The organism is Tateyamaria pelophila (assembly GCF_019966495.1).
GTDB classification, from domain to species: domain Bacteria; phylum Pseudomonadota; class Alphaproteobacteria; order Rhodobacterales; family Rhodobacteraceae; genus Tateyamaria; species Tateyamaria pelophila.
The window spans coordinates 17,160-38,214 of sequence record NZ_JAIMIA010000021.1 but is presented as its reverse complement, the minus strand read 5'-3'; the positions used below and the strand labels follow the sequence as shown (position 1 = coordinate 38,214).

General features: G+C 57.8%; 20 protein-coding genes. 15 read left to right on the top strand and 5 right to left on the bottom strand.

The window, feature by feature from the left end; translation table 11 throughout:
* Positions 1-2: 2 nt before the first annotated feature.
* The 3 genes from LC354_RS09110 to LC354_RS09100 all read left to right on the top strand — a co-directional run bounded on the left by LC354_RS09110 (position 3) and on the right by LC354_RS09100 (position 4,170).
* Positions 3-1,481 (top strand): sulfatase family protein, encoded by a 1,479-nt coding sequence (locus LC354_RS09110; RefSeq protein WP_223423119.1) that lies wholly within the window; start codon positions 3-5, stop codon positions 1,479-1,481.
* A gap of 357 nt (positions 1,482-1,838) precedes the next feature.
* Positions 1,839-3,449, top strand: coding sequence for a calcium-binding protein (locus LC354_RS09105; RefSeq protein WP_223423117.1), 1,611 nt, complete (start codon positions 1,839-1,841; stop codon positions 3,447-3,449).
* Between the two features lie 181 nt (positions 3,450-3,630).
* Positions 3,631-4,170 (top strand): RNA polymerase sigma factor, encoded by a 540-nt coding sequence (locus LC354_RS09100; RefSeq protein WP_223423115.1) that lies wholly within the window; start codon positions 3,631-3,633, stop codon positions 4,168-4,170.
* A gap of 15 nt (positions 4,171-4,185) precedes the next feature.
* On the opposite strand, the gene LC354_RS09095 is transcribed toward LC354_RS09100, so the two are convergent.
* Positions 4,186-4,746: a hypothetical protein gene (locus LC354_RS09095; protein WP_223423114.1), complete on the bottom strand. Its 561-nt coding sequence runs from the start codon at positions 4,744-4,746 to the stop codon at positions 4,186-4,188.
* Positions 4,747-4,926: 180 nt separating this feature from the next.
* Here LC354_RS09095 and LC354_RS09090 point away from each other — a divergent pair, with 180 nt between their 5' ends.
* Positions 4,927-6,078 carry a S8 family serine peptidase gene (locus tag LC354_RS09090; protein ID WP_223423112.1) on the top strand — a complete coding sequence of 384 codons (1,152 nt, stop codon included), beginning with the start codon at positions 4,927-4,929 and terminating at the stop codon, positions 6,076-6,078.
* 170 nt (positions 6,079-6,248) lie between these two features.
* Here LC354_RS09090 and LC354_RS09085 read toward each other — a convergent pair whose 3' ends face one another.
* Positions 6,249-6,902, bottom strand: a complete 654-nt coding sequence (locus LC354_RS09085; protein ID WP_223423111.1) for a GntR family transcriptional regulator — start codon at positions 6,900-6,902, stop codon at positions 6,249-6,251.
* A 146-nt stretch (positions 6,903-7,048) separates the two neighbouring features.
* Here LC354_RS09085 and LC354_RS09080 point away from each other — a divergent pair, with 146 nt between their 5' ends.
* The 10 genes from LC354_RS09080 (at position 7,049) to LC354_RS09035 (ending at position 18,703) form a co-directional block, all read left to right on the top strand.
* The gene (locus LC354_RS09080) at positions 7,049-8,320 is read left to right on the top strand and encodes an ABC transporter substrate-binding protein (RefSeq protein ID WP_223423109.1); all 1,272 of its coding nucleotides are present in this window, start codon (positions 7,049-7,051) and stop codon (positions 8,318-8,320) included.
* Between the two features lie 71 nt (positions 8,321-8,391).
* Positions 8,392-9,276: a carbohydrate ABC transporter permease gene (locus LC354_RS09075; RefSeq protein ID WP_223423107.1), complete on the top strand. Its 885-nt coding sequence runs from the start codon at positions 8,392-8,394 to the stop codon at positions 9,274-9,276.
* Complete coding sequence (locus LC354_RS09070; protein WP_223423105.1) at positions 9,273-10,088, top strand: carbohydrate ABC transporter permease; 816 nt, start codon at positions 9,273-9,275, stop codon at positions 10,086-10,088. The genes LC354_RS09075 and LC354_RS09070 overlap by 4 nt, the downstream gene beginning before the upstream one ends.
* Positions 10,089-10,101: 13 nt before the next feature.
* Positions 10,102-11,154, top strand: coding sequence for an ABC transporter ATP-binding protein (locus LC354_RS09065; protein ID WP_223423103.1), 1,053 nt, complete (start codon positions 10,102-10,104; stop codon positions 11,152-11,154).
* Between the two features lie 21 nt (positions 11,155-11,175).
* Positions 11,176-12,303, top strand: coding sequence for a cupin domain-containing protein (locus tag LC354_RS09060; RefSeq protein WP_223423102.1), 1,128 nt, complete (start codon positions 11,176-11,178; stop codon positions 12,301-12,303).
* Between the two features lie 11 nt (positions 12,304-12,314).
* Entirely contained in the window at positions 12,315-13,091 is a 777-nt protein-coding gene (locus LC354_RS09055) for an HpcH/HpaI aldolase family protein (protein WP_223423100.1), read from the top strand.
* Positions 13,081-13,788 carry an alpha/beta fold hydrolase gene (locus LC354_RS09050; protein WP_223423098.1) on the top strand — a complete coding sequence of 236 codons (708 nt, stop codon included), beginning with the start codon at positions 13,081-13,083 and terminating at the stop codon, positions 13,786-13,788. The genes LC354_RS09055 and LC354_RS09050 overlap by 11 nt, the downstream gene beginning before the upstream one ends.
* Before the next feature lie 256 nt (positions 13,789-14,044).
* Positions 14,045-15,997: a DUF3604 domain-containing protein gene (locus LC354_RS09045; RefSeq protein ID WP_223423096.1), complete on the top strand. Its 1,953-nt coding sequence runs from the start codon at positions 14,045-14,047 to the stop codon at positions 15,995-15,997.
* Positions 15,998-16,541: 544 nt separating this feature from the next.
* Positions 16,542-18,374 carry a Na/Pi cotransporter family protein gene (locus tag LC354_RS09040; RefSeq protein ID WP_223423095.1) on the top strand — a complete coding sequence of 611 codons (1,833 nt, stop codon included), beginning with the start codon at positions 16,542-16,544 and terminating at the stop codon, positions 18,372-18,374.
* A 65-nt stretch (positions 18,375-18,439) separates the two neighbouring features.
* A complete protein-coding gene (locus LC354_RS09035) occupies positions 18,440-18,703 on the top strand; it encodes a hypothetical protein (protein WP_223423093.1) in 264 nt (87 codons plus the stop codon).
* Positions 18,704-18,837: 134 nt separating this feature from the next.
* On the opposite strand, the gene LC354_RS09030 is transcribed toward LC354_RS09035, so the two are convergent.
* On the bottom strand, positions 18,838-18,993 hold the full coding sequence (locus LC354_RS09030) for a hypothetical protein (protein WP_223423092.1): 156 nt from the start codon (positions 18,991-18,993) through the stop codon (positions 18,838-18,840).
* Positions 18,994-19,184: 191 nt separating this feature from the next.
* Here LC354_RS09030 and LC354_RS09025 point away from each other — a divergent pair, with 191 nt between their 5' ends.
* A complete protein-coding gene (locus LC354_RS09025) occupies positions 19,185-20,159 on the top strand; it encodes an SDR family oxidoreductase (RefSeq protein WP_223423090.1) in 975 nt (324 codons plus the stop codon).
* A 299-nt stretch (positions 20,160-20,458) separates the two neighbouring features.
* Here the strand turns inward: LC354_RS09025 and LC354_RS09020 are convergent, their stop codons facing one another.
* Both LC354_RS09020 and LC354_RS09015 read right to left on the bottom strand, forming a co-directional pair.
* On the bottom strand, positions 20,459-20,671 hold the full coding sequence (locus LC354_RS09020; protein WP_223423088.1) for a hypervirulence associated TUDOR domain-containing protein: 213 nt from the start codon (positions 20,669-20,671) through the stop codon (positions 20,459-20,461).
* Complete coding sequence (locus LC354_RS09015) at positions 20,671-20,934, bottom strand: DUF7218 family protein (RefSeq protein ID WP_223423086.1); 264 nt, start codon at positions 20,932-20,934, stop codon at positions 20,671-20,673. The genes LC354_RS09020 and LC354_RS09015 overlap by 1 nt, the downstream gene beginning before the upstream one ends.
* Positions 20,935-21,055 lie beyond the last annotated feature (121 nt).

The following is a 21,055-nucleotide window of genomic DNA, read 5'->3' as shown; positions in this document are numbered from 1 at the left end:
AGATGAGCGATCGCCCCAATATCCTGCTTATCTGCACCGACCAACAACGCGGTGATAGTCTGGGCTGCACCGGGGCCTCCTGGGCGGTAACACCCAACCTGGACAGATTGGCAGCGGGCGGGACACTGTTCGAAAACTGCTATGTGCAGAACCCGCTATGCAGCCCGTCGCGGGCTTCGCTCTTTACCGGGAAATACCCTTCAAACCACGGTCTTTATGCCAATGGGGTGCCACTGCCCAAGGGCCAGCACATGTTCACGCGAACGCTGGCGGATGCGGGATATGACTGTGGCATGATCGGCAAACAGCACCTCGCGCCATGCGACACGTGGCGGACGGAACCGCGCCAGAATGACGGCTACAGGGTGTTTGAATGGGCGCATGGACCAAATCACCGGGCTTTGGAAAACGACTATCACCGTTGGCTGCGCAAAACGCATCCCGATGTCTATCAAGGCATTTTTCCCGACACAGGCGCCAACGAGAACACGGAATACTCCAATCGAGCGCGCACCGGGACACCCATCGACCACGTCCCGAAAGAGGCACATTATTCCCATTGGGTGGCCGAGCGGGCGATCGACTTCATCTCCCATGACCGTGCCAAATCCAAACCGTTTTTCCTGATGGCCAGCTTTTTTGATCCACACCATTCCTTTGGTGCACCGCAGGAATTCCGGGATATGATTGATGCGGATGCCATCCCGGAACCCAACACCAAACCCGGCGAGTTGGATGAAAAACCAAAGGACCACCGCGCATGTTCGGAGAAAAGCTACAGCGGGACGGCCCCCGGCTTTCAGGACTATACCGGGGCGGAAATCAACGAGATCCGGGCACAGTACTGGGCCATGATTGCGCTGATCGACTATGAAGTCGGGCGCATGCTTGGGGCGCTGGAAGAGGCAGGGGTACTGGAAAACACGCTGGTCATTTTCTCGTCGGATCACGGCGAAATGCTGGGCAACCATCAACAGCTGCTTAAGGGTCCCCAGCTTTATGACGATCTTTGTCGTGTGCCGCTTATCGCGCGCTGGTCCGGCCAGATCCCCGCGGGGCAGCGCATTGCCAATCCGGTGCAGTGGATCGACCTGAGCGCGACGATCCTCGCCGCTTCGGGCTGCGCGCCGGGTGCGGGGGTGCAAGGGCAGTCCCTTTTGCCGCTGGTCTTTGGGGAGGACGCGGGTTTTCGGACCTGGGCGCTGAGCGAATACCGCTACTCGGGTTTTCACACTGAACCGCTGATCATGACGACGATGCTGCGCCAAGGCGACTGGAAACTCATCATCTGGCATGGATCGCCCGCGTGTGGAAACACCCGCGCGGGCGAGTTGTATAATCTGGCTGACGACCCCGGTGAGTTGCACAATCTCTATCAGTCTTCCGATCACACCGATCAACGACGGGCAATGAAACAGCTTCTGCTGGACGCCATGGCCGAAGCAGAAGACAGAACACCTGACCAATCCCGGCCCTGGTGAGCGCGCAAGCCCTGTTGTTCCCTTTCCCGACAGCTTTCGTACGACGTTAGCTTGACGGAGAGGAACGCGCCCTACCCCATCCATTGACAAACGCACCCGCGAACGCCGCAACGGGTCAGCCAAGGCAAAGCACATGGGGCGACGCGCCGGATTTTGTTCTTGATCAGTGGCAATGGGCATGCCGCATCCAAGACCCGAAGCGGACATACAAAACAGTTTCCAAAATAAATTTGAACCTTTGCGTGTGGTGGCGCGACTGACTGGTAACTCGCTGGTTGCGAGGGACCAATCAGAGCCTTTTCCGACGCGTCAAAGTCGGGAGAAGCGGCAACTCAAATTTTGTGACTGGAGTATCCAATGCCCGTATTCAGCGAATTCAACCCAAACGAACTCGGCCTCGAGATCGATGGCTCCGACAATAACGATCTGATTTTCGGATCGTTTGGCAGCGACCACATCAATGGCAATGGCGGCAATGACCTGATCTTTGCTTTCTCAGGTCATGACACGGTCTCAGGCGGCGACGGAGAAGACTACCTGTTCGGCGGATTGGGCAGTGACATCATTGTCGGCAACAAAGGCAACGATTTCATGTTTGGAGGCTGGGGCGACGATCTGTTGGTCTGGAACAATGGCGATGGCTCCGACCTGATGCAAGGCGGCGAAGGCGATGACAGCGTCCAGGTCAATTTCAACACCGATCTGGTGAATGATGACCTGCAAAACAAAGATGTCGCCGAATACTCTGTAACCGATCAGGGTGTTCAGTTTGCGCGGATCGCGCTCAACGATCAGAGCGAACTCGGCCTCTTTCAACTCGACATCCGCGAAACAGAGGTGCTGGAGACGAATTTCGGCGCCGGAGACGACGCCGCCGTGCTGAAAGGTGCCATACTGGAGGCCATTGCGCTAAATCTTGATGGGGGGGATGGCGTGGATACGCTTGATCTGTCGCAAGTCGCGGCCGGCGTCTCGGTCGACCTGAAAAAAGACGCCCTGGACGAGTCCACAGCTGAGAACTTTGAAAACGTTGTCGGGACCGACTTCAAAGACAAAATCAAGGGTGACAAGCAAGACAATGAAATATCCGGCGGGAGCGGCGACGACAAAATTCTTGGCCGCGGCGGCGATGATCTTCTGGTCGGCAACAAGGGCGATGATGTTGTCATTGCCGGGGGCGGTGACGACAGCCTCGTCTGGAACAATGGCGACGGTTCGGACCTTTTGAATGGTGGCTCGGGTGACGACCTGGTGCAGGTCAATTTTGACACCGATCTGGTGAATGATGACCTGCAAAACAAAGATGTTGCGTCGTTCTCGACCACAGACTACGGCGTCGCGTTCGCGCGGATCGAACTCAACGATCAGACGGAAGCAGGATTGTTTCAGCTCGACATTCGCAACACCGAAACACTGGAGACGAATTTTGGGGGTGGTGACGATACCGCGGTGATCGAAGGCAATGTGTCGGATGTGATCAAGCTTGATCTTGATGGCGGCGCGGGCATCGATCTGCTTGATTTCAGTGGCGCGGCGGCGGCGGTTAATGTCGATCTCGCGGCAGGCACCTTCGCCACACAGGGCTATATCCCGGCTGGCGGTGAAATTTCGATGGCGACCAACTTCGAACAGGTCACCGGCTCTGATTTTGACGACATCATCGTGGGCAACGATCAGGCGAACGTGATCCGGGGCGGATCCGGCAACGACGCCATGACCGGCGGAGCGGGCGCCGATACGTTTGTCTTCTTCGAGGCAGATGCGGGTGTCGATATCATCCTCGACTTCGAATTCGGAACAGACAACCTGCTTTTCGTCACCAACGACCCGACAGTGACGGCAGATGCGCTCTTGGGCAATCTGACCCAGGTCGCGGACGGTGTCGAACTCGCGCTCAACAACAAGGTCATTACCTTCGACAACGCCGAAGTTTCCGACTTTCACGCCGATGATTTCATGATTGCATGATGTAAAAAGTTCCGGTTCGGCGTGAGGCCCCGTCAGCTTTGTGAAGCTGGCGGGGTTTTTTGGCGGGCAGTTGCCGGGTCGGCCCGCGCCGAAAGCCTTTTCGCGCCTTGCCTGTTGTGTCAGAGGCGCACCAGTGACACTCATTGGTTGAACAAATGCGCCGGAGCGATGCGCCAAGCACATGATGGATGACACCGATCTCATTACAGCTATCGCATCGGGCGACAAAACCGCGATGCACCAGCTCTACGAACGCCATAACGGCGGGGTCTACGCCTTTGCCATGGCGAAGTGCGGCAACCGCGAATTGGCGTCGGATTGCGTACACGACACCATGCTTGACGTCTGGCGCACAGCGCAACGCTTTGCCGGGCAGTCCAGCGTCAAGACCTGGCTCTTTTCCATCGCGCGCAACAAGCTTGTCGATGCGCTGCGCAAACGCGGAAGGCTCTCCTTTGTCGATGAGGTTCCCGAGACCGCCGACACCGCACCCGACCCGGAAGCCGCAGCCATCGCCGCATCCGAAAGTCAGCGTTTGCACAAATGCCTGGAAGGACTGAAGGACGTCCATCGCGCGGCCATCCGGCTCGCGTTTCTCGAAGATCTGACCTATCCGGAGATTGCCCGGATCGAAGCCGTGCCTGTGGGTACGATCAAGACACGAATTTTCCACGCCAAACAAGCATTGATGCGCTGTCTGCAAGCCGCCGTGCGACGCTGAGTGCGCGCATCACCGTCATTGAACAAATTCCACCAGATCCGAGCGTTCGAGCACGTCAATCGCCTGTGCACGCAAGTCAGTGTCTGGAAAGGACAGATGCAGAATACCCAGTGCGCCGGGCCCATCAATGATTGTCCCGTTCAACGTATAGACCAATGCCGCGATATCGGTGAACATGGCCGCGTCGGTGAACTTGACCTGTAGTGCCACGCCCGCTGTCTGCTCGCTGGCCGGCCGGAATGTATCCGGTGCGCTGGATATGCGCGGCACGATGGCCACCTGCCACGCCGAAACAGCGACGACCGCCACAGCCGCGTAGCGCAACAATGCACCCCATGGTGCGCGATTGACATTGGCGGGTTCCTGCATCTGGTCAATGCTGCGCGAGACGCGCGCCCAGACCGCATCCTTGTTTTCATGGATTGGCCCGGAGGCAAGTGCCGTTCGGACCGATCGCATGACCTCGACCTCGGCTGCGAGTGCCGCGTCCTCAGCCATGTCTGCCTCGAAAAGGTCCCGGTCGTCCCGGCCCATCCGGTCTTGCAGGTATTCGAGGATTGCGTCGTCCCGTTCCATGTCGCGATATCCATAGCGTTGCAGTACTTACATCTTTGTCGCACAGTCTTGCGGTAAGGTTCAAAAAATAATGCGTTGCGCCGGGTTCATCGAATTTTTTGAACCTTTTTGGCCTCTCGAACGACGGACAATAAGCAGGGTGTTCGAGAGACGGATCTCTGGCGATCAAGGGAGGCGCATATGCTCAACGTGATGAAGATACGCCACGTCATCGCAGTTTCAGCGTTGCTGGCACTGTTGGCCGGTTGCACGGCGGTCCAGCGGAGCACGGAGACAGACATACTTGATGCGCAAATGGTGTATGCGCTGGTGCCTGATGCAGGTTCTGCCGCTGATTTGCGACAGTTTGCAGACGCCGGTGGCTATGAGCTGACCCGCGAGGCGCGGCTGCGCGGACTGGGCCTGACCATGCTGGATTTCAGGATACCTGCTGGGATCACCGCGCCGCAGGCCATCTTCACGCTGGAAGATGCAGTGCCCACTGCGACGGTTGGCGTCAACCATGTCTACCGATTGCAACAAGAGACAAGCGGCCAAAGGTCGCTCGACTATGCGAATGACCTCATGCGCTGGCCCGAGGGCGGGTGTCGCGCACGTGCTGCGGTGGGCATCATCGACACGGGCATCGACATCAACGCGCCTGCACTCGCAGAAGCCCGTATCGTGACCCGCGCGTTCTTTTCAGGCCGGGCCGGGCCGGCCACCCATGGCACCGACGTCGCATCGGTTCTTTCAAACCCGGACCGCTTGTCGGATGTCACAATCTATGGCGCGAACGTCTTTGGCCAGCAAAACGCGCTGGGGCTGGTCGCAGGCGCGGACGCATTGGTACGGGCGCTGAACTGGTTGGCAGAGGAGGAGGTGCGCTTCGTCAACCTCGCCCTCGCCGGGCCTTATAACAAGCTGCTGGATCTGGCGGTGACACGGGCTGTGGCACGTGGCCTGATCCTTGTTGCGGCGGTCGGGAATGACGGGCCGGATGTTGCGCCGCTCTACCCTGCCGGGTTTGACGGCGTCATCGCCGTCACAGCCGTGGACGCCACCGGGCGGATCTACAGAAACGCCGTGCGGGGTCCACATGTTGATGTGGCGGCCCCCGGCGTGGACGTGATGGTGACATCCGACGGCCGAACGCGCTTCGTGACGGGGACCTCTATCGCGACGCCTTTCGTGACGGCCAGACTTGCCGCAGATGCCTCGCTTGCAGGTGCTCGCACGGTGGAGCAAGTCAGAACGCGCCTCGCTGAAACCAGCACGGAACTGGGACCAATGGGTAGGGACGCCATATATGGCTACGGCCTGTCTTTGGCTGAGAACGTCTGTCCAAGTTGATCTTTTGGTTGGTTTGGAATTCGGATTGCCTCTGCGCCGATGGATGAAGTGCCTTGCCAACTTAGTTGCAGCCTTCAGGATCATACAAAGACGTCAGCCGAACCTCGCTTTGGTCAAAGCACCCGGCATGCGGAAATCAACCGTGAGGCGCATACATATACCGGTTTCGTTCAGGCTGTCTGAACGCGCGACCCGAAACGACGGTTGTACAAGGTGCGGTAGGCCTCTGCCGAAGCAGGCAAGTGCGCGCGAACGGCAGCCACCAAAGCGTCTTGGGAGGTTCCGCGCATTGCCGTGATAATATCAAAGTGTTGCGCAACGACACGGCGCATATGTTCGACGTCATCATATTTCACGACGCGAATGGGCTGCGCCGCGCGGGCGTGATTGCCGATCAGATCTGCCAGTCGTGGATTGGCACAGCACGCATACTGCACCTCGTGAAACTCAAGATTGAGCCAGAACACGGCGCGGAAATCCTGCTGCTTCACCGCGTTTTCATGCCGCCGGGCGATATCTTCGAGGGTGGCAATGACATCCGGAGCACAAGGCAACGGCGTCCGTTCGGCCGCCGATGTTTCCAATATGATGCGCACATCATAAAGAGCGTCGACCTCGTCCGGCGTGAAATCAACAACCTCGACCCCGCGATTTGGCCGACGGACAAGTAAACCACGGGCTTCAAGCTCGGCAAAAGCGTTCCGGACCGCATGTCGTTTTGCGCCGTGGCGCTCCATCACACGATCTTCAACGATTCGGCTCCCGGGGGCGTAGACGCCGAAGATGACGTCATTTTCCAAGTCAGTAACCAGTGTGTCTTGCATTGTCTCTGATCCCTCCGGGCTCTTGGAAACAGTGTGTTAAACCAAGCGTAACACTCTGCCAAATCTTGTCCACTCCAAATTATCAATAATATTATTGACGAAACTTATCCGTTGCGATTAGCGTAAGGCAGACAAGGGAGGAACTGATGAAACGATTTACCAGTGCGATTGCGATCGCAGCTTCGCTCTATGGCGCCCAGGCGCTTGCATGGGAGGCAACCGAAGGTCGGCCCTATGAAGGTCAGACGGTCAATGTGCTTGCCGTCAAATCCAGCCAGTTCGAGGCCCACGAGGCCCGGCTTGCGGAATTCGAGGACGCCACAGGCATCGATGTGGTTTACGACTACGTTCCCTTTCCGAACATGAAAGAAGCGTTGACCACCGAAATGGTTGCAGGCGGCGACTATGATGTCGTGTCGGTGATGGATCAGTGGGTGACGTCACTGCAAATGCTGATGGAACCCATTGGCCCCGAGATCGAAGCCCAAGGCACGGATCTGAGCGACTTCCCGGCCGCGCATATGCGTCATGGCATGCTGAACGGCGAGTTGGTCGGTCTGCCTGTCCGTGGTCACGTGCAATTGCTGTTCTACCGCAAAGACTTGCTCGAAGCCGCTGGCGTAACGCCTCCCACGACGTGGGAAGGTTTGGTCACGGCGGCCAAAGCAATCCAGGACAGCACGGATGCTGCGGGTATCGCCCTGCCATATGGCAAGTTGAACGGCCAGAACCTCATGGTCTGGATCAACCTGCTCTGGGGAAATGGCGGCGATCTGTTTGACGCAGAGGGGAACCCGGCCTTCAACTCGGCGGCAGGTGTGGCCGCGACCGAGACCTATATCAGCTATTTGGCCGAAGAGATCGTGCCCGCCGGATCGGCTGTTTTTGTTGAACAGGATGCGGTGAACAGCTTCAAGCAGGGCAATTCCGCCATGTTGCCCGTCTGGTGGTGGGTCCGGTCTCAGTTGACAGACCCGGAGCAATCGACGCTGACGCCGGAACAGGTCGGTTTTACCGCCCTTCCGTCTGTCGAAGGCGCGGACCGGACGACATTCACCAACACCTGGATTTTCGGTGTGACGCAGGAGTCCGACAACAAGGGTGCGGCGACGGAATTCCTCGGCTGGCTGACCGACCCCGCGCTCGAGCGCGACGTGCTGATGGATCCTGACCTGTCCGAAGTGGTGGCCGTGCATATGTCCAATCTGACGGACCCTGAGGTCAACGCAAGGTGGGGCGGCATGCATCAGGCTGCGGCGGACGCGCTGGCAACGGCCGAGGGTATCGAATTCGGGGACAACTGGCCCCGCATCGCTCTGATCCTCGAAACCGCGATTTCCAGCCTTGCGTCGGGAGAGACAACCGATGTGCAGGCAGCGCTGGATAACGCCGCCGAAGAGATCGCCGCGATCCGCTAAGACCCAATGGCCGGACGGCGCGCGTCGTCCGGCCCGCTTTTTCATCCTTCCCTATGAATCGAGGTGTATGCGTGCAAGATCGGCTGCTCCCATATTGGTTGCTCATCCCCGCGTTTATCATCGTGCTGGCGACGACCATCTACCCGCTGGCATATTCCTTCATCACTTCTTTTCGTGAGTGGGATCTGACCAAAAGCCGCCGACCGGGTGATTTTGTCGGCTTCGACAATTACATCTATGCGGCCTCGGAGAGTGCGTTTCTGAATTCCCTCTGGGTGACATTCATTTTCGTGATCACCAGCGTCATCCTGACCGTGATCCTTGCCATGGCGCTGGCGCTGCTGCTGCGCCGCAAGGGGCCGATGCATACCTTTACGCGGATCATTCTGATCCTGCCATTTGCGATGAGCCCTGCCTTGATCGGCGTCAGCTATCGTTTCATGTTCAACCCTGAATTTGGCGTCCTGGCCCAGGGTCTGGGCGCGGTTTTCCCTGCCTTGCAAGGCGTGCCCTGGCTGGCCGACCCCGATCTGGCCATGGCCATCCTCGTGCTGACGGACGTGTGGCACTGGACACCCTACATGACGTTCATGTGCCTTGGCGGCCTCGCCTCGATCCCGCGCGAAACCGAAGAGGCCGCGCGCATCGACGGCGCTTCGAATCTGCGCATCGTCTTTGGCATCATTCTGCCGCAGATGCGCGGCGTCATTCTGGTCATGGCGGTCCTCAAAACGATCTTTGCGCTCAAGATGTTCGATCAGGTCGTCACGCTGACAGGCGGCGGGCCCGGCACCTCGACCGAAACGCTCGCCTATTTCATCTTCAACGTGGGCTTTCGGTGGTTCGACATGGGCTATGCCTCGGCACTGGCGTGGATATTGACCGCCATCATGATGTTTATCTCCATCTGGTATGTCCGCATGCTGCTGAGCGAAAGAAAGATGACAACCGCATGAAACGCTCCCTCGCATATGTGGGCGAACGCGCCCTTCTGATTTTCATCTCGGTCGTGGTGCTGTTCCCGATTGCGTGGATGTTCCTGACGGCGTTCAAAAAGCCGCGCGACGCCTACTCGCTGTCGCTGAATTTCGAGCCGACGTTGCAGAATTTCGTCACGGTTTTCTCCGAGCCTTGGAATCTGGGGTCCATGGTCATGAACTCGGTGATCGTGGCGACGGTAACAGTGGTTATCGCGGTGCCCTGCGCAGCGTTGGCCGCCTATTCGTTTTCCCGGTTTCGGGTGAAAGGGCGCAAGTTCCTGTTTTTCCTGATCCTGTCGACGCAGTTCATCCCGGCCGTCGTGATCGTGTTACCGTTTTTCCTGATGTTCCGGCAGCTTGACCTGTTGGATACGCGGATTGCGCTCATCATCGTCAATCTGGCCATCGTGACGCCGTTTGTCATCTGGATGATCAAGGGGTTCATCGACGCGATCCCCACTGACAGCGAAGAAGCCGCGATGATCGACGGCGCGTCGCGCCTGCGGGTCATCAAGGATATCGTCATGCCCATGGCAGCACCCGGCATTCTGACGTCGTCGATCTTCTGCTTCATCCTGACATGGAACGAGTTCCTGTTCGCCCTGATCCTGTCGCGCCGTGACGCGGTTACCCTGCCCGTTGGCCTGGTCAGCTTCCGAACCGAGCGGGGCGATCTATGGGAGTTGATGTCTGCGGCCGGCGTCATGATTACGGTGCCGATCTTCATCATGGCGCTCTTCATTCAGAAACATTTCACGCGCGGCATGACGGCCGGCGCGGTCAAATAAGAGGAATTTCCACATGGCCGAAGTCCGTCTCGTCGATATCGAAAAGAAATACGGCAGTTTCCTGGCCGTTTCAAAGCAAAGCCTGACGATCCATGACGGCGAGTTTCTGGTTCTGCTCGGCCCTTCGGGCTGCGGCAAGACGACGACCATGCGCATGATCGCAGGGTTGGAGGATATCACCTCCGGGGATATCATGATCAAAGGCGAGCGGATCAACGACAAGCCGCCCAAGGACCGCGACATCGCGATGGTGTTCCAGAACTACGGTCTCTACCCGCATATGACCGTGCGCCAGAATATCGAATACCCGCTGAAACTGCGGGGCGTCAAACGCGGCGAGCGCAAGACGCGCGTGCAGGAGACCGCTGACAAGGTCGAGCTTGGCGCCCTTCTGGATCGCCGCCCGTCCGAGTTGTCTGGCGGGCAACGCCAGCGCGTGGCCTTGGCCCGCGCCATCGTCCGCACTCCGTCGATTTTTCTTATGGACGAACCGCTGTCGAACCTCGATGCAAAGCTGCGTGTCACGATGCGTGCGGAACTCAAGCATTTGCACCACGAATTGGGCGTCACGACCGTCTACGTGACCCATGACCAGATGGAGGCAATGACCTTGGCCAGCCGCGTGGCGGTGATGCGCGAGGGAAAGATCGTCCAGCTGGACACGCCCAAGAAAATCTATGCCGAACCGGCTGACCTGTTCGTCGCGGGCTTTATCGGATCTCCGTCGATGAACCTGATTGACGGCAGCGTGAAAGGCGGCGTTTTCCGCGCAGATGGCGTCGAGATTCCGGTCCCGCTTGAAGATCGGAGCGGCGTGGTGCTGGGTATTCGCCCGGAAGAACTGGACATCAGCCAAGGCCCGAACGCGCCCATAAACGGCAAGCTCTATGCTCTGGAACTGACGGGCGAAAGCACGCTGGTGACGTTGCGCAACGGGCCAACCTCGGTGTGTGCCCGCGGTCACGCCGATTTTGAAGCAGACATCAATTCCCCCTGTCATCTGACCCCGAAAGACGGCGCACGGTTTCATCTGTTTGATCGTGCGTCCGGTGAACGGCTTGGCTGACGGAACATAAGGACCCTGAACATGACCCCAATCACTCAAGACATCGCCGAAGCACGCCACGTCAAACGGGACGACTACGTGTCCTGCACCGTGGCCTTCATAGACTGCAAGAAGCCTGGCTCGGACAAGAAAGAAAACTATTCCATCATCGGACCGGGCGTCACCTCGTCCGATGACCAGATCATCAACCTGCCCGAAGCGCATGGGTTCAATATCGGGGCGGCGGCCATGCCGCATGGTATCACCAACAACCTGCACATCCATTTCACCGCCGAAGTGTTTATCGTCCAAAAGGGCGAATGGACCTTCCGATGGGGCTCGAACGGTGAAAACGAGGTGACCGGCAAGGCGGGCGATATTGTCTCCGTGCCTACGTGGATTTTCCGGGGCTTCACCAATGCGGGGCCGGACGATGGTTGGCTGTTCACCATTCTGGGCGGCGATAACACGGGGGGCGTGATTTTCCATCCCGAGATCATTCGCGAGGCTGCGGATTACGGACTGTATATTTCATCCGACAACCGTCTGATCGACGTGTCGCGCGGCGACGAAATTCCCCCGGAAGAAGGCCGCATTCCACCGATGCCCGACGCCGATGTGGCGAGCCTGCGAGAGGTATCGCGAGAAGAGATGATGTCGCGCGTCGTGACCCGCGCGGACCGTGATTTCAAACCGGCCTTCATCGACCAGCGACTGACCGGAGGCGGCGCGCAGATCGCACCTGTCATTGGTTTTGGCATGACCCAGAACCGAGATCACAAAGCCCCCATCACCAACCCGCACGGTTTTTCCGCGGAATGGATGCGGCTGGAGCCCGGCCAGTCGGTGGGCCCCTTTGCAGTTGATGAAAAGATGGTTTTGATGATGCATGAAGGGCGCGTGCGGCTGGACTATGAAGACGGTGGCAACGCCTCGGTAGAGATCGACGCATGGGACACCTATTCCATCCCGGGCGGCGTGTTCCGGACCCTCACGGCGATCGGAGAAGCCCCGGTGGAAGTGCTTGTCGTGCTCAGCGGCGATCATCGAAAAAGGCCGACCTTCGCACCGGAAGTACTGGACGCTGCCCGCAGCGCCGGGCTGGGTCTGGATGCGGGTGGATACGTCGCCAAGGCATCGCTCCTGCCGAACTACGGGCGGGCGGGCTGATGCGGCCGAACATGGTTCGCACCCGCCTTGCCGCGTCCGAAGTGGTTGTAAACGGCTGGTTGTCCATTGCCTCCGCCTATGCGGCCGAAGGCGTCGGGCACAGTGGCGTCCATTCCGTCACTGTCGATTTGCAGCACGGGATGTTGGGATTTTCCGACGCGCTTGCCATGATGCAGGCGCTTTCCGCGACGCCCGCCACCCCGATGGTTCGCGTCCCCGCGCTGGATCCCGCGCAGATCATGCATCTTCTGGATGCGGGGGCCTATGGTATCATCTGCCCCATGATCTCAACGCCTGAACAAGCCGCAGCTTTGGTTGCGGCCTGTCGTTATCCGCCCTTGGGCCAGCGAAGCTTCGGTCCTTCGCGCGGGTTGCTTTATGGCGGTCCTGATTATGTCGCAAGTGCCGACGAAACCGTTATGGCCATCCCGATGATCGAAACGGCAGAGGCCGTCGCGCGGATCGAAGAAATTCTGGATGTCGAAGGGGTCGACATGATCTACGTCGGCCCGAACGATTTGGCATTTGAATTGGATGGCCACTGTGGCCACCCCCGCCCCAAATCCGAAGCCGCGTTGATCGATGTCCTGGATGCGGCCACCCGTCGTGGCATTCCGGCCGGTATTTTTTGCAGCTCGGGTTCGGAAGCCCGCAAGCGCGCCGAGCAGGGTTTTCGACTGGTCACCCCGGGCAACGATTTTGCACATCTGACCCGCAGCATGAAAGACGCTGTGAGCGTGGTTCTTGAAAACACCTTGGTCGAAGTGGCCGCCACGCATGGCTATTGACGATCTGACAGGACGACCGTGGATCTTGCTGCCAGGTACGCTTTGCACGGCAGCTGTTTTTGACGATTTCCTTGATGCCTTGGCTGTTGCGCCAGCCCAGCGGCATCCCCTGATCCTGGACCGACCTTCCGTAGAGGATTACGTTGATCTTTGTCCTTTGGCATCACAGGACACGGTCGTTTGCGGGTTCTCGCTCGGGGCGATTGTGGCGGCGCATCTGGCGGACCGCATGACAGCCCATCGCCTCGTCCTTTTCGGCATCAATCCCTACGCGAACGATCCTGCCAAAGCCAAGGGACGTCGCGATCTGGCCCACGATGTCGCCTTGCTCGGCGGCGCGGACGCGATGAGGTCGCGCCTGCCTGACCTGCACGGACCGGACCGGAAGAGCGCGAAAGTCAAAATGCTGGCCATGGCCGATCAGACAGCGCCGCTGATCGATGCCCAGACCCAACTCGCGCTGAACAGACCCGGGGCACTGCCCGCACTGTCGCGCGCCCGGGCTCCTGTTTTTTCGCTGACAGGCTCCAATGATCTGGCCGCGCCACCTGCCCAAGGCCGCGCCGCAGCCGAAGCGGCGCCCATGGGCCAATTCGCGTCGCTGGACGGGCTGGGGCATTTCGCCCTTCTCGAAAATCCGATGGCCTGCGCCGCATCCGTCGCCCGGATGGAAGAGTACCTGCATAACTTGGCCTGATATTTTTCTTCAATTTTATAAATAAAAGCAATGAGATGAACCCATAAAGTTAAACAATCACTTGAACCAGCTGTTGAACGCCAAGCCGGGGCAGTCCGATCTGCTTGGATGCGGTTAGGTTTTGCCAGATCAAAATGATCTGTTAGGCTGCCTCCAGAACGGTACCCGGGAGAATGGCTTTATGAGTCTTAACTCTGGCGAATTTCTTTGGCACGCTGGTGCCGGAATCGAACCTCAAAAGCGGAGCGCAATAATCATGGTCCAAAATGCAGCAAAGGCCGCTCAACGCGTCTCGGTCGCCATTCTCTTGGCTGCCTCTGCAGGCATGGTTGATGCTCAGGACGCGGGTATTCCAAGGCTCTCGGATCTTTCAGACTCTTACCCGGGGCGAGCCTATTCGCCCTACACCAATCGCGCCTTTCCGGACAAAGTGTTTTGGGGCGACACACATTTGCACACACGGCTGTCTGCCGATGCAGGATTGTTCGGCAATACGCTTGGGCTGGACGACGCCTATCGCTTTGCCCGCGGCGAACAGGTGGTCGCATCCAGCGGTCAGCCTGCGAAAATGGGTCGTCCGCTGGATTGGCTGGTGATCGCCGACCATTCCGACGCGATGGGGTTTTCCGAGGATCTTGCCAAGGGATCACCGAACATTCTTGCGTTTGAAAAGGGGCGCGAATGGTATGCCGGTTTCCAAGCGGGCGGTGACGCCGGTGCGGCGGCTGCGATTGATCTGATTACGAACTTCGCTCAGGGCACCATGCCGGAGGGAATGCTGGATGACTATTCACCGGGCGCAACCGCATATGCCTCGGTCTGGGAACGGGTGGTCGACGCCGCCGAACGTTTCAACGATCCGGGAACATTTACCACGATCATAGGGTACGAGTGGACCTCACTGGTGGCGGGCAACAACCTGCACCGGAACGTATTGTTCCGGGATGGCGCGGACCGGGCGGGGCAAATGGTACCCTACACCACCCAGGCGCCCATAGGGTCGACGGATCCGCTCAAACTCTATGAGTGGCTCGAAAACTACGAGGAAAAGACAGGGGGTGCGGTGCTGGCCCTCGCACATAACGGAAACCTGTCAAATGGTCTGATGTTTCCGGTCGATGCGCAATACACCGGCCGTGCGATCGACGCGGAATATGTGCAGCAACGCGCCCGGTGGGAGCCGATGTACGAGGCCACACAAATCAAAGGCGACGGGGAGTCCCATCCATTGCTGTCGCCCGATGACGCATTTGCGGACTACGAGACGTGGGACGCGGGCAATCTGGATCTCACCGAAGCCAAGACACCTGAAATGCTCAGCACCGAGTATACACGCGAAGCCCTGAAGAACGGCTTGCTGTTGCAGTCCCGCTTTGGCACGAACCCCTACAAGTTCGGCCTTGTCGGTTCCACCGACGCGCACACGTCGCTGCCTGCCATCGAAGAGGATAATTTTTTCGGTAAAACCTCCGGGATGGAACCAAAACCTGGTCGGATGCTGCATCCATTCATCGAGACGGACAAAGGTGTCTTCCAGGGGTATGAAACTGTCGCGTCCGGGTATGCCGCGGTTTGGGCGCAGGAAAACACACGCGAAGCCATATTCGACGCGATGGCGCGCAAAGAAGTTTATGCCACGACCGGGCCGCGCATGGCCGTGCGGTTTTTCGGCGGCTGGAACTATGATCCGAGCGATCTGAACAGCCGGCAACCGGCGTTTCGCGGCTATGAAAAGGGTGTTCCCATGGGGGGAGACTTGCGCCCCAATGGCGGCGATGAGGCTCCGACGTTCATGGTCTATGCCTTGCGCGATCCCGTCGGAGCCAATCTGGACCGTATTCAGATCGTGAAGGGATGGCTCGATGCGGAAGGCGAAACGCAGGAAAAGGTTTATGACGTTGCCTGGTCATCTGGCCGTGAACCAGACGCAGATGGTGTATTGCCGTTGGTCGGAAACACGGTGGATGTGGCCAATGCCAACTGGACGAACACGATCGGCGCGTCGGAATTGGGCACTGTCTGGACTGATCCGGATTTCGATCCGGACCAATTGGCAGTGTACTACGCGCGCGTTCTGGAAATCCCGACGCCACGGTGGATTGTCTACGATGCCTTCAGGTTCGGGGAGGATATTCCCGAGGGCGCCCAGACCACCGCTCAGGAAAGAGCCTACACCTCGCCAATTTGGTACACGCCTGGTAGTCAGTGAAGCGGCTATGGGGTTACGCGTCATCCGAGTTTCATACCGGGTGACGGTTCCACCGGGGAGAGTATGTAACCGCATTCACCGATGAGCTCACGGAGCGATTGGAACAAACAGACGTCAGTTCCGGCGTCTTGGCAACCGCGTCAAGACCAACGGAATCCAGCAAGGCTAGTCGTCTGCTGCAAAATCGGACGTGAGCATTGCGGGCAAGCTATATGCGTTGAACGCTTCAAAAGATCAGCAGGAGGGGCGGCGTGGCCAAGGATCGCCACTCCGAGACAGCCCCTCTCATGCCGACCCGTCGATCCTTTGCCAGGGGCCAATAACAGCACGTGAGTTTCACGTTGCAGAAGGGTTACCACCCGTGCGTAGGGTATTTAGACTTACAAATCAGGCCAAACCGCTTGAGTGATGACGGCCGGTGAAAACCGATGGCGGCCGAAAAATAAAACCCGATTGAAAATGCCATGCTGCGCAATCGGATATTCCAAGCACCCGGGGATTGGGTTTACGGTGCCTTTGATGATGTCACAGGGAGCGCAAAGCCATGTGGACCCGGCTGCTACTACCCTCCATCCTGGTTATGCTGTCCATCGGGTTTTGGGCGAGCAGTGACTTTCAGGAGATCGCTGCCGGCGTGGCCATCTTTCTGTTTGGCATGCTTATGCTTGAGGATGGGTTCAAGCTGTTCAGCGGTGGGTTTCTGGAGCGCGCTTTGGAGAAGGCCACGAGCTCTATTCCAAAGTCGCTTGGGTTCGGCATCCTTGCCACAACGATCATGCAATCCAGTTCTCTGGTCTCCGTCATTACCATATCGTTCCTGTCTGCCGAACTGATTACGCTGTTGGCCGGTGTTGGCATTGTCTTTGGCGCGAATATCGGCACCACCACTGGTGCGTGGCTGGTTGCCGGATTTGGTCTGAAGGTAAACATATCAGCCTATGCCTTGCCGATGCTGGCGATTGCCATCGTTTTGGTATTCCAGAAATCCAAATATCTGCGTGGCGCGGGGTATGTCTTGGCCGGGCTTGGTTTTCTGTTCTTGGGCATTCACCACATGAAGGAAGGGTTCGAGGCATTCAAAGACCAGTTTGACCTCACGCGGTTTGCGATGACCGGGTTAATTGGGCTGGCAGTCTATACGCTGGTCGGCGCAGCAGCGACCGTCGTCATGCAATCAAGCCATGCCACGATGGTGCTTATCATCACCGCTCTGGCGGCAAATCAGATCAGCTACGAAAATGCGCTCGCCCTGGCGATCGGGGCCAATATCGGCACGACGGTCACGGCTGTCATCGGGTCGTTCACAGCGAATTATCAGGGCAAGCGACTGGCCCTCGCGCACGTCATTTTCAATTTGGGAACCGCCGCCGTTGCGCTGATTTTCATCAGCCAAATACGTGTGGCGGTTGACTATGTCAGTGCCACTGTCGGCATTTCAGAGACCGATTACGCCCTGAAGCTTGCCGTGTTCCACACGATATTCAATGTCTTGGGTGTTGCTTTGATGTTGCCATTCATACGCAGGCTCATCACATTTCTCGAACGTGTAATTGCCCAACCCAAGGAAGACCTGAGCCAACCCAGATATCTCTCTGAAGCGGTCGACGAATTCCCACAGACCGCCAAGGTTGCGATGCGCCGTGAGGTGCAACACCTGTACGACAATGCCGTAGAACTGATCACGCATGGTCTCAATCTGCACCGGCATTTGTTGTTTGATACCAAGGATATCGCCGAAACAGTCGCCAGAAGCCGCACGCCGGTCGAATTCGATATTGACCAACGCTATGAGAAACGCGTCAAGACACTGTATTCCGCGATTGTCGAGTTCGCGACCAGGGCTGGAGCGAAAGACATGCCTGTGGACGTGATGAACGACATCTACGCAATGCGCGATACCGCGGGCCGGATCGTGCGCGCCGTGAAATCGATCAAGCACCTCAGGCGCAACGCAACACAATATACCGAACGGCCCCAGGGCGTGATCACCGATCTGTACAATGGGTTACGCACTGAAATTGCGCGTATCCTAGTGGAAATTCACAAGCTGGAACTGGCCAATCCCGAAGATCGCTCAAGCCTTTGGCTGGATCAGGAACGCATTCAGGTCGAGAGTGACGCGCAGGACACCAATAACAGGATCGAAGCTCTCATCCGTGACCGGCGACTGGCTGCAAGCAAAGCCACCTCATTTCTGAACGATTCAAACTATGCCTACAGTGCGATGCGTGACCTGCTGGATGCCGCCCGCGACAGCTATATCGAAACCGAGGACGCGATGGCAGAGGTCGAGCGCATTCTGGCATTGGAAGATGATGAATTGCACGACATGATTGTGAACGATCCGCACGAAGATGCGCAAAGGCCGTCACCATGACAAATGGCACTGTTACATTGCTGTTTCACCATGGTGCTACACAGCCCTGATAGCGGGAGAGCATTATGGGACTTAAAAAAATCAGTGAAAAGCTGGACTCGTATTTGGGCCGACTTGAAGACGGCAAAGCCGCCAAGATCGAGCGCTCTCATGTCGAGAAGGTAATTGACAAGCTGAAGGCGAAACAAACGCTGTTGCAAGAAGAAATCCGTGACACAGAAAAACCGTCCAAGATCGAGCGCTTGAAGAGCAAGTTGTCTACCGTGGGTGAGCAAATAGAGCGCGCCGAATGGTTGTTGGAGAAGATCGGGCCAGAGCCGAGCAACTAGAGGTCTGTCCTGTTCGGGGACACCTCGCCTGCAGGCTTGATCCATATGAAAACGTGACCCCGTTGTTGCCACGGCGTGGCGAAGGCATCTCACGAAGTCGAAGACCTAACCCAAGAACGGGTGGTCGTATTGCGTCAGAACACATAGCCGCCAAGATGGCTCTTCGAAATCCGCTTGCCTTCGATAAAAATGGCGGAACGCAGCTGCGCACCAAAACGGGATACATGCGGAATTCGCAAGCCGGTAACCAGATCGGGTGGCAAGAACAAATCCGAGGCGATCGTCTGCAAACACATCACTCCGCCCCAAACCTGTCTTCGCAACACGGTCGCGCAGTCCCGTTAGGCCCACTCGGGCGTTTGTCCTCTGCGTCTGCTCCCGCTCCAACAGAGGCTTTTGGAACACAACAAGACCAGTACACGTTGAGACGGTAAGCGCTCGTAGAAGGGTATAAACGCGGACAAATAACGGAGGTAGGCTTGTGTCAAATCAAATTGCTATCGTAGCCGGAGGAACCGCCGGGGTCGGCCGCGCAGCCGTATCGCGACTGATCGGGGATGGATACCGGGTGGGCGTGCTGGCGCGCGGACAGGCTCGGCTGACAGAATTGGAAGATACCTACGGGGAAAAGGTGTTCGCGCTGAAATGCGACGTGGCGGACGCGGATGCGGTGTCTCGCGCGGGCGCCGCCATCGAAGAGGCCTTGGGTCCGGTCACGGTCTGGGTCAACGCAGCCATGATGACCAGCTTTTCCCCATTCCCGTCAATGCAGGACAGCGAGTTTCAACGCATCGTCGACACAACCCTGATGGGCGTCGTCAACGGCACCCGAACCGCTTTGTCCTTGATGGAAAAGCGCAACAGCGGACGAATCGTCAACGTAGGCTCGGGCCTGGGGTACCGGTCGGTGCCTTATCAGTCGGCTTACTGTGCCTCCAAACACGGGATCAACGGCTTTACCTCTTCGATCCGGTCCGAGCTCATTCGCGAGGGGTCAAACATAACGATCAGCGTCGTGCAATTACCGGCGCTCAACACGCCGCAGTTTGACTGGGCACTGAACCGATTGTCGAAAAAACCGCAACCGGCCCCGCCGATCTTCCAACCCGATGTGGCGGCGCGCGCCATCATGCGGGCGGTCAAAGAGGGGCGGCGCGAATATTTCGTGGGCAGATCCGTATTGAAATTGGTGTTCGGCAATATGCTGTTGCCTGGCTGGCTGGATCGGAAACTTGCAGACAGCGGTGCGGAAATGCAAAAGTCGGACGAGGACGAACCGGGAAATCGACCCAACAACCTGTCATCACCCGTCAGTAGTATCGGCGCACAGGCGCAGGGTCGGTTTGACGACGACGCACGGGACTCTGCACTCATTGTGGATGCGGACCGCGCCCGCTTGGTCGTGTTCGGTTCTGTGCCGCTTTTGGCACTTGTTCTGGGCATCTTGATTGGCTGAGCGGCCGACGGACGTGTGGCGAACCGTTTTATAAACAAAAAGTTGGCGTGAATTGCCCCATGAAACTCTGTGAAGGTGTTCGTCGTGCTCATCCTCAAACGCGCGACGGTTTCGAACGTGGACCTGCGATGCGCCAAATGATAAACCCGATCAGCGATGAAATTGGAACAAGAAGGGATCAACAATTTTTGACGCTCATAGCGCGTTTGCACATGACCGATCTGAGCACCCACATGCTCCAAGATCACCGCACCCATTCGCGTTATTTTACATCCGACGATAGCCTGAGCCAGATTGTCTCAGGCTTTTTCCACTTCCGAATGGCTCTTGAGGACTATGTCGCCATCGTCCTGTTCAATCAAAAAGGCGGGTTCTTCTTCGCTCGCATTTCGGGTGATTTCCGACCCTTTGATGGTCTTGGTGATCTTCTGTGTATAAACCTTGGTGACGGTCCCGCTCCCGGTGCCGTTGCCCCAGTTCCAAGTAACGCAGTCGCCTGTTTCAATTGCCATTATTGAGCCCTCAGCGCATCGATCAGGTCATCCTTGGACATGTCGGATCGTCCATCTATGTCCAATTCTTGGGCGCGCTCGTAAAGATCTTTCTTGGTCCACTCTTCATAAGGCGACGCCTTTCCGCCTTTTCGGGACGGGTTCTGACTGTCATTGGCCTGCGCGTTTGCGATACGCGCAGCTTTGGTTTTGCCGTACCCTTCGTCGCGCAGCGCCTCGTAGGTGTCGTCGTCCTTGATGCTTGAGCCGTGATCTTTCGTCATCGAAGCCTCCTTTTTTGCATCAACGCGTCGAAGCCCGAGAGGTTCCCGGGAAAGGCTAGAAGATGCAAGTTGGCGGCAAAGGAATGCACCCCGTCACTCGGGGGGTCATGGCCATGGCCAA

Bases quoted from the DNA above. Each gene is read 5' to 3' on its own strand.
- LC354_RS09110 (WP_223423119.1), top strand. From the start codon at position 3: ATGAGCGATCGCCCCAATATCCTGCTTATCTGCACCGACCAACAACGC.
- LC354_RS09105 (WP_223423117.1), top strand. From the start codon at position 1,839: ATGCCCGTATTCAGCGAATTCAACCCAAACGAACTCGGCCTCGAGATC.
- LC354_RS09100 (WP_223423115.1), top strand. From the start codon at position 3,631: ATGATGGATGACACCGATCTCATTACAGCTATCGCATCGGGCGACAAA.
- LC354_RS09095 (WP_223423114.1), bottom strand. From the start codon at position 4,746: ATGGAACGGGACGACGCAATCCTCGAATACCTGCAAGACCGGATGGGC.
- LC354_RS09090 (WP_223423112.1), top strand. From the start codon at position 4,927: ATGCTCAACGTGATGAAGATACGCCACGTCATCGCAGTTTCAGCGTTG.
- LC354_RS09085 (WP_223423111.1), bottom strand. From the start codon at position 6,902: ATGCAAGACACACTGGTTACTGACTTGGAAAATGACGTCATCTTCGGC.
- LC354_RS09080 (WP_223423109.1), top strand. From the start codon at position 7,049: ATGAAACGATTTACCAGTGCGATTGCGATCGCAGCTTCGCTCTATGGC.
- LC354_RS09070 (WP_223423105.1), top strand. From the start codon at position 9,273: ATGAAACGCTCCCTCGCATATGTGGGCGAACGCGCCCTTCTGATTTTC.
- LC354_RS09065 (WP_223423103.1), top strand. From the start codon at position 10,102: ATGGCCGAAGTCCGTCTCGTCGATATCGAAAAGAAATACGGCAGTTTC.
- LC354_RS09060 (WP_223423102.1), top strand. From the start codon at position 11,176: ATGACCCCAATCACTCAAGACATCGCCGAAGCACGCCACGTCAAACGG.
- LC354_RS09055 (WP_223423100.1), top strand. From the start codon at position 12,315: ATGGTTCGCACCCGCCTTGCCGCGTCCGAAGTGGTTGTAAACGGCTGG.
- LC354_RS09050 (WP_223423098.1), top strand. From the start codon at position 13,081: ATGGCTATTGACGATCTGACAGGACGACCGTGGATCTTGCTGCCAGGT.
- LC354_RS09045 (WP_223423096.1), top strand. From the start codon at position 14,045: ATGGTCCAAAATGCAGCAAAGGCCGCTCAACGCGTCTCGGTCGCCATT.
- LC354_RS09040 (WP_223423095.1), top strand. From the start codon at position 16,542: ATGTGGACCCGGCTGCTACTACCCTCCATCCTGGTTATGCTGTCCATC.
- LC354_RS09035 (WP_223423093.1), top strand. From the start codon at position 18,440: ATGGGACTTAAAAAAATCAGTGAAAAGCTGGACTCGTATTTGGGCCGA.
- LC354_RS09020 (WP_223423088.1), bottom strand. From the start codon at position 20,671: ATGGCAATTGAAACAGGCGACTGCGTTACTTGGAACTGGGGCAACGGC.
- LC354_RS09015 (WP_223423086.1), bottom strand. From the start codon at position 20,934: ATGACGAAAGATCACGGCTCAAGCATCAAGGACGACGACACCTACGAG.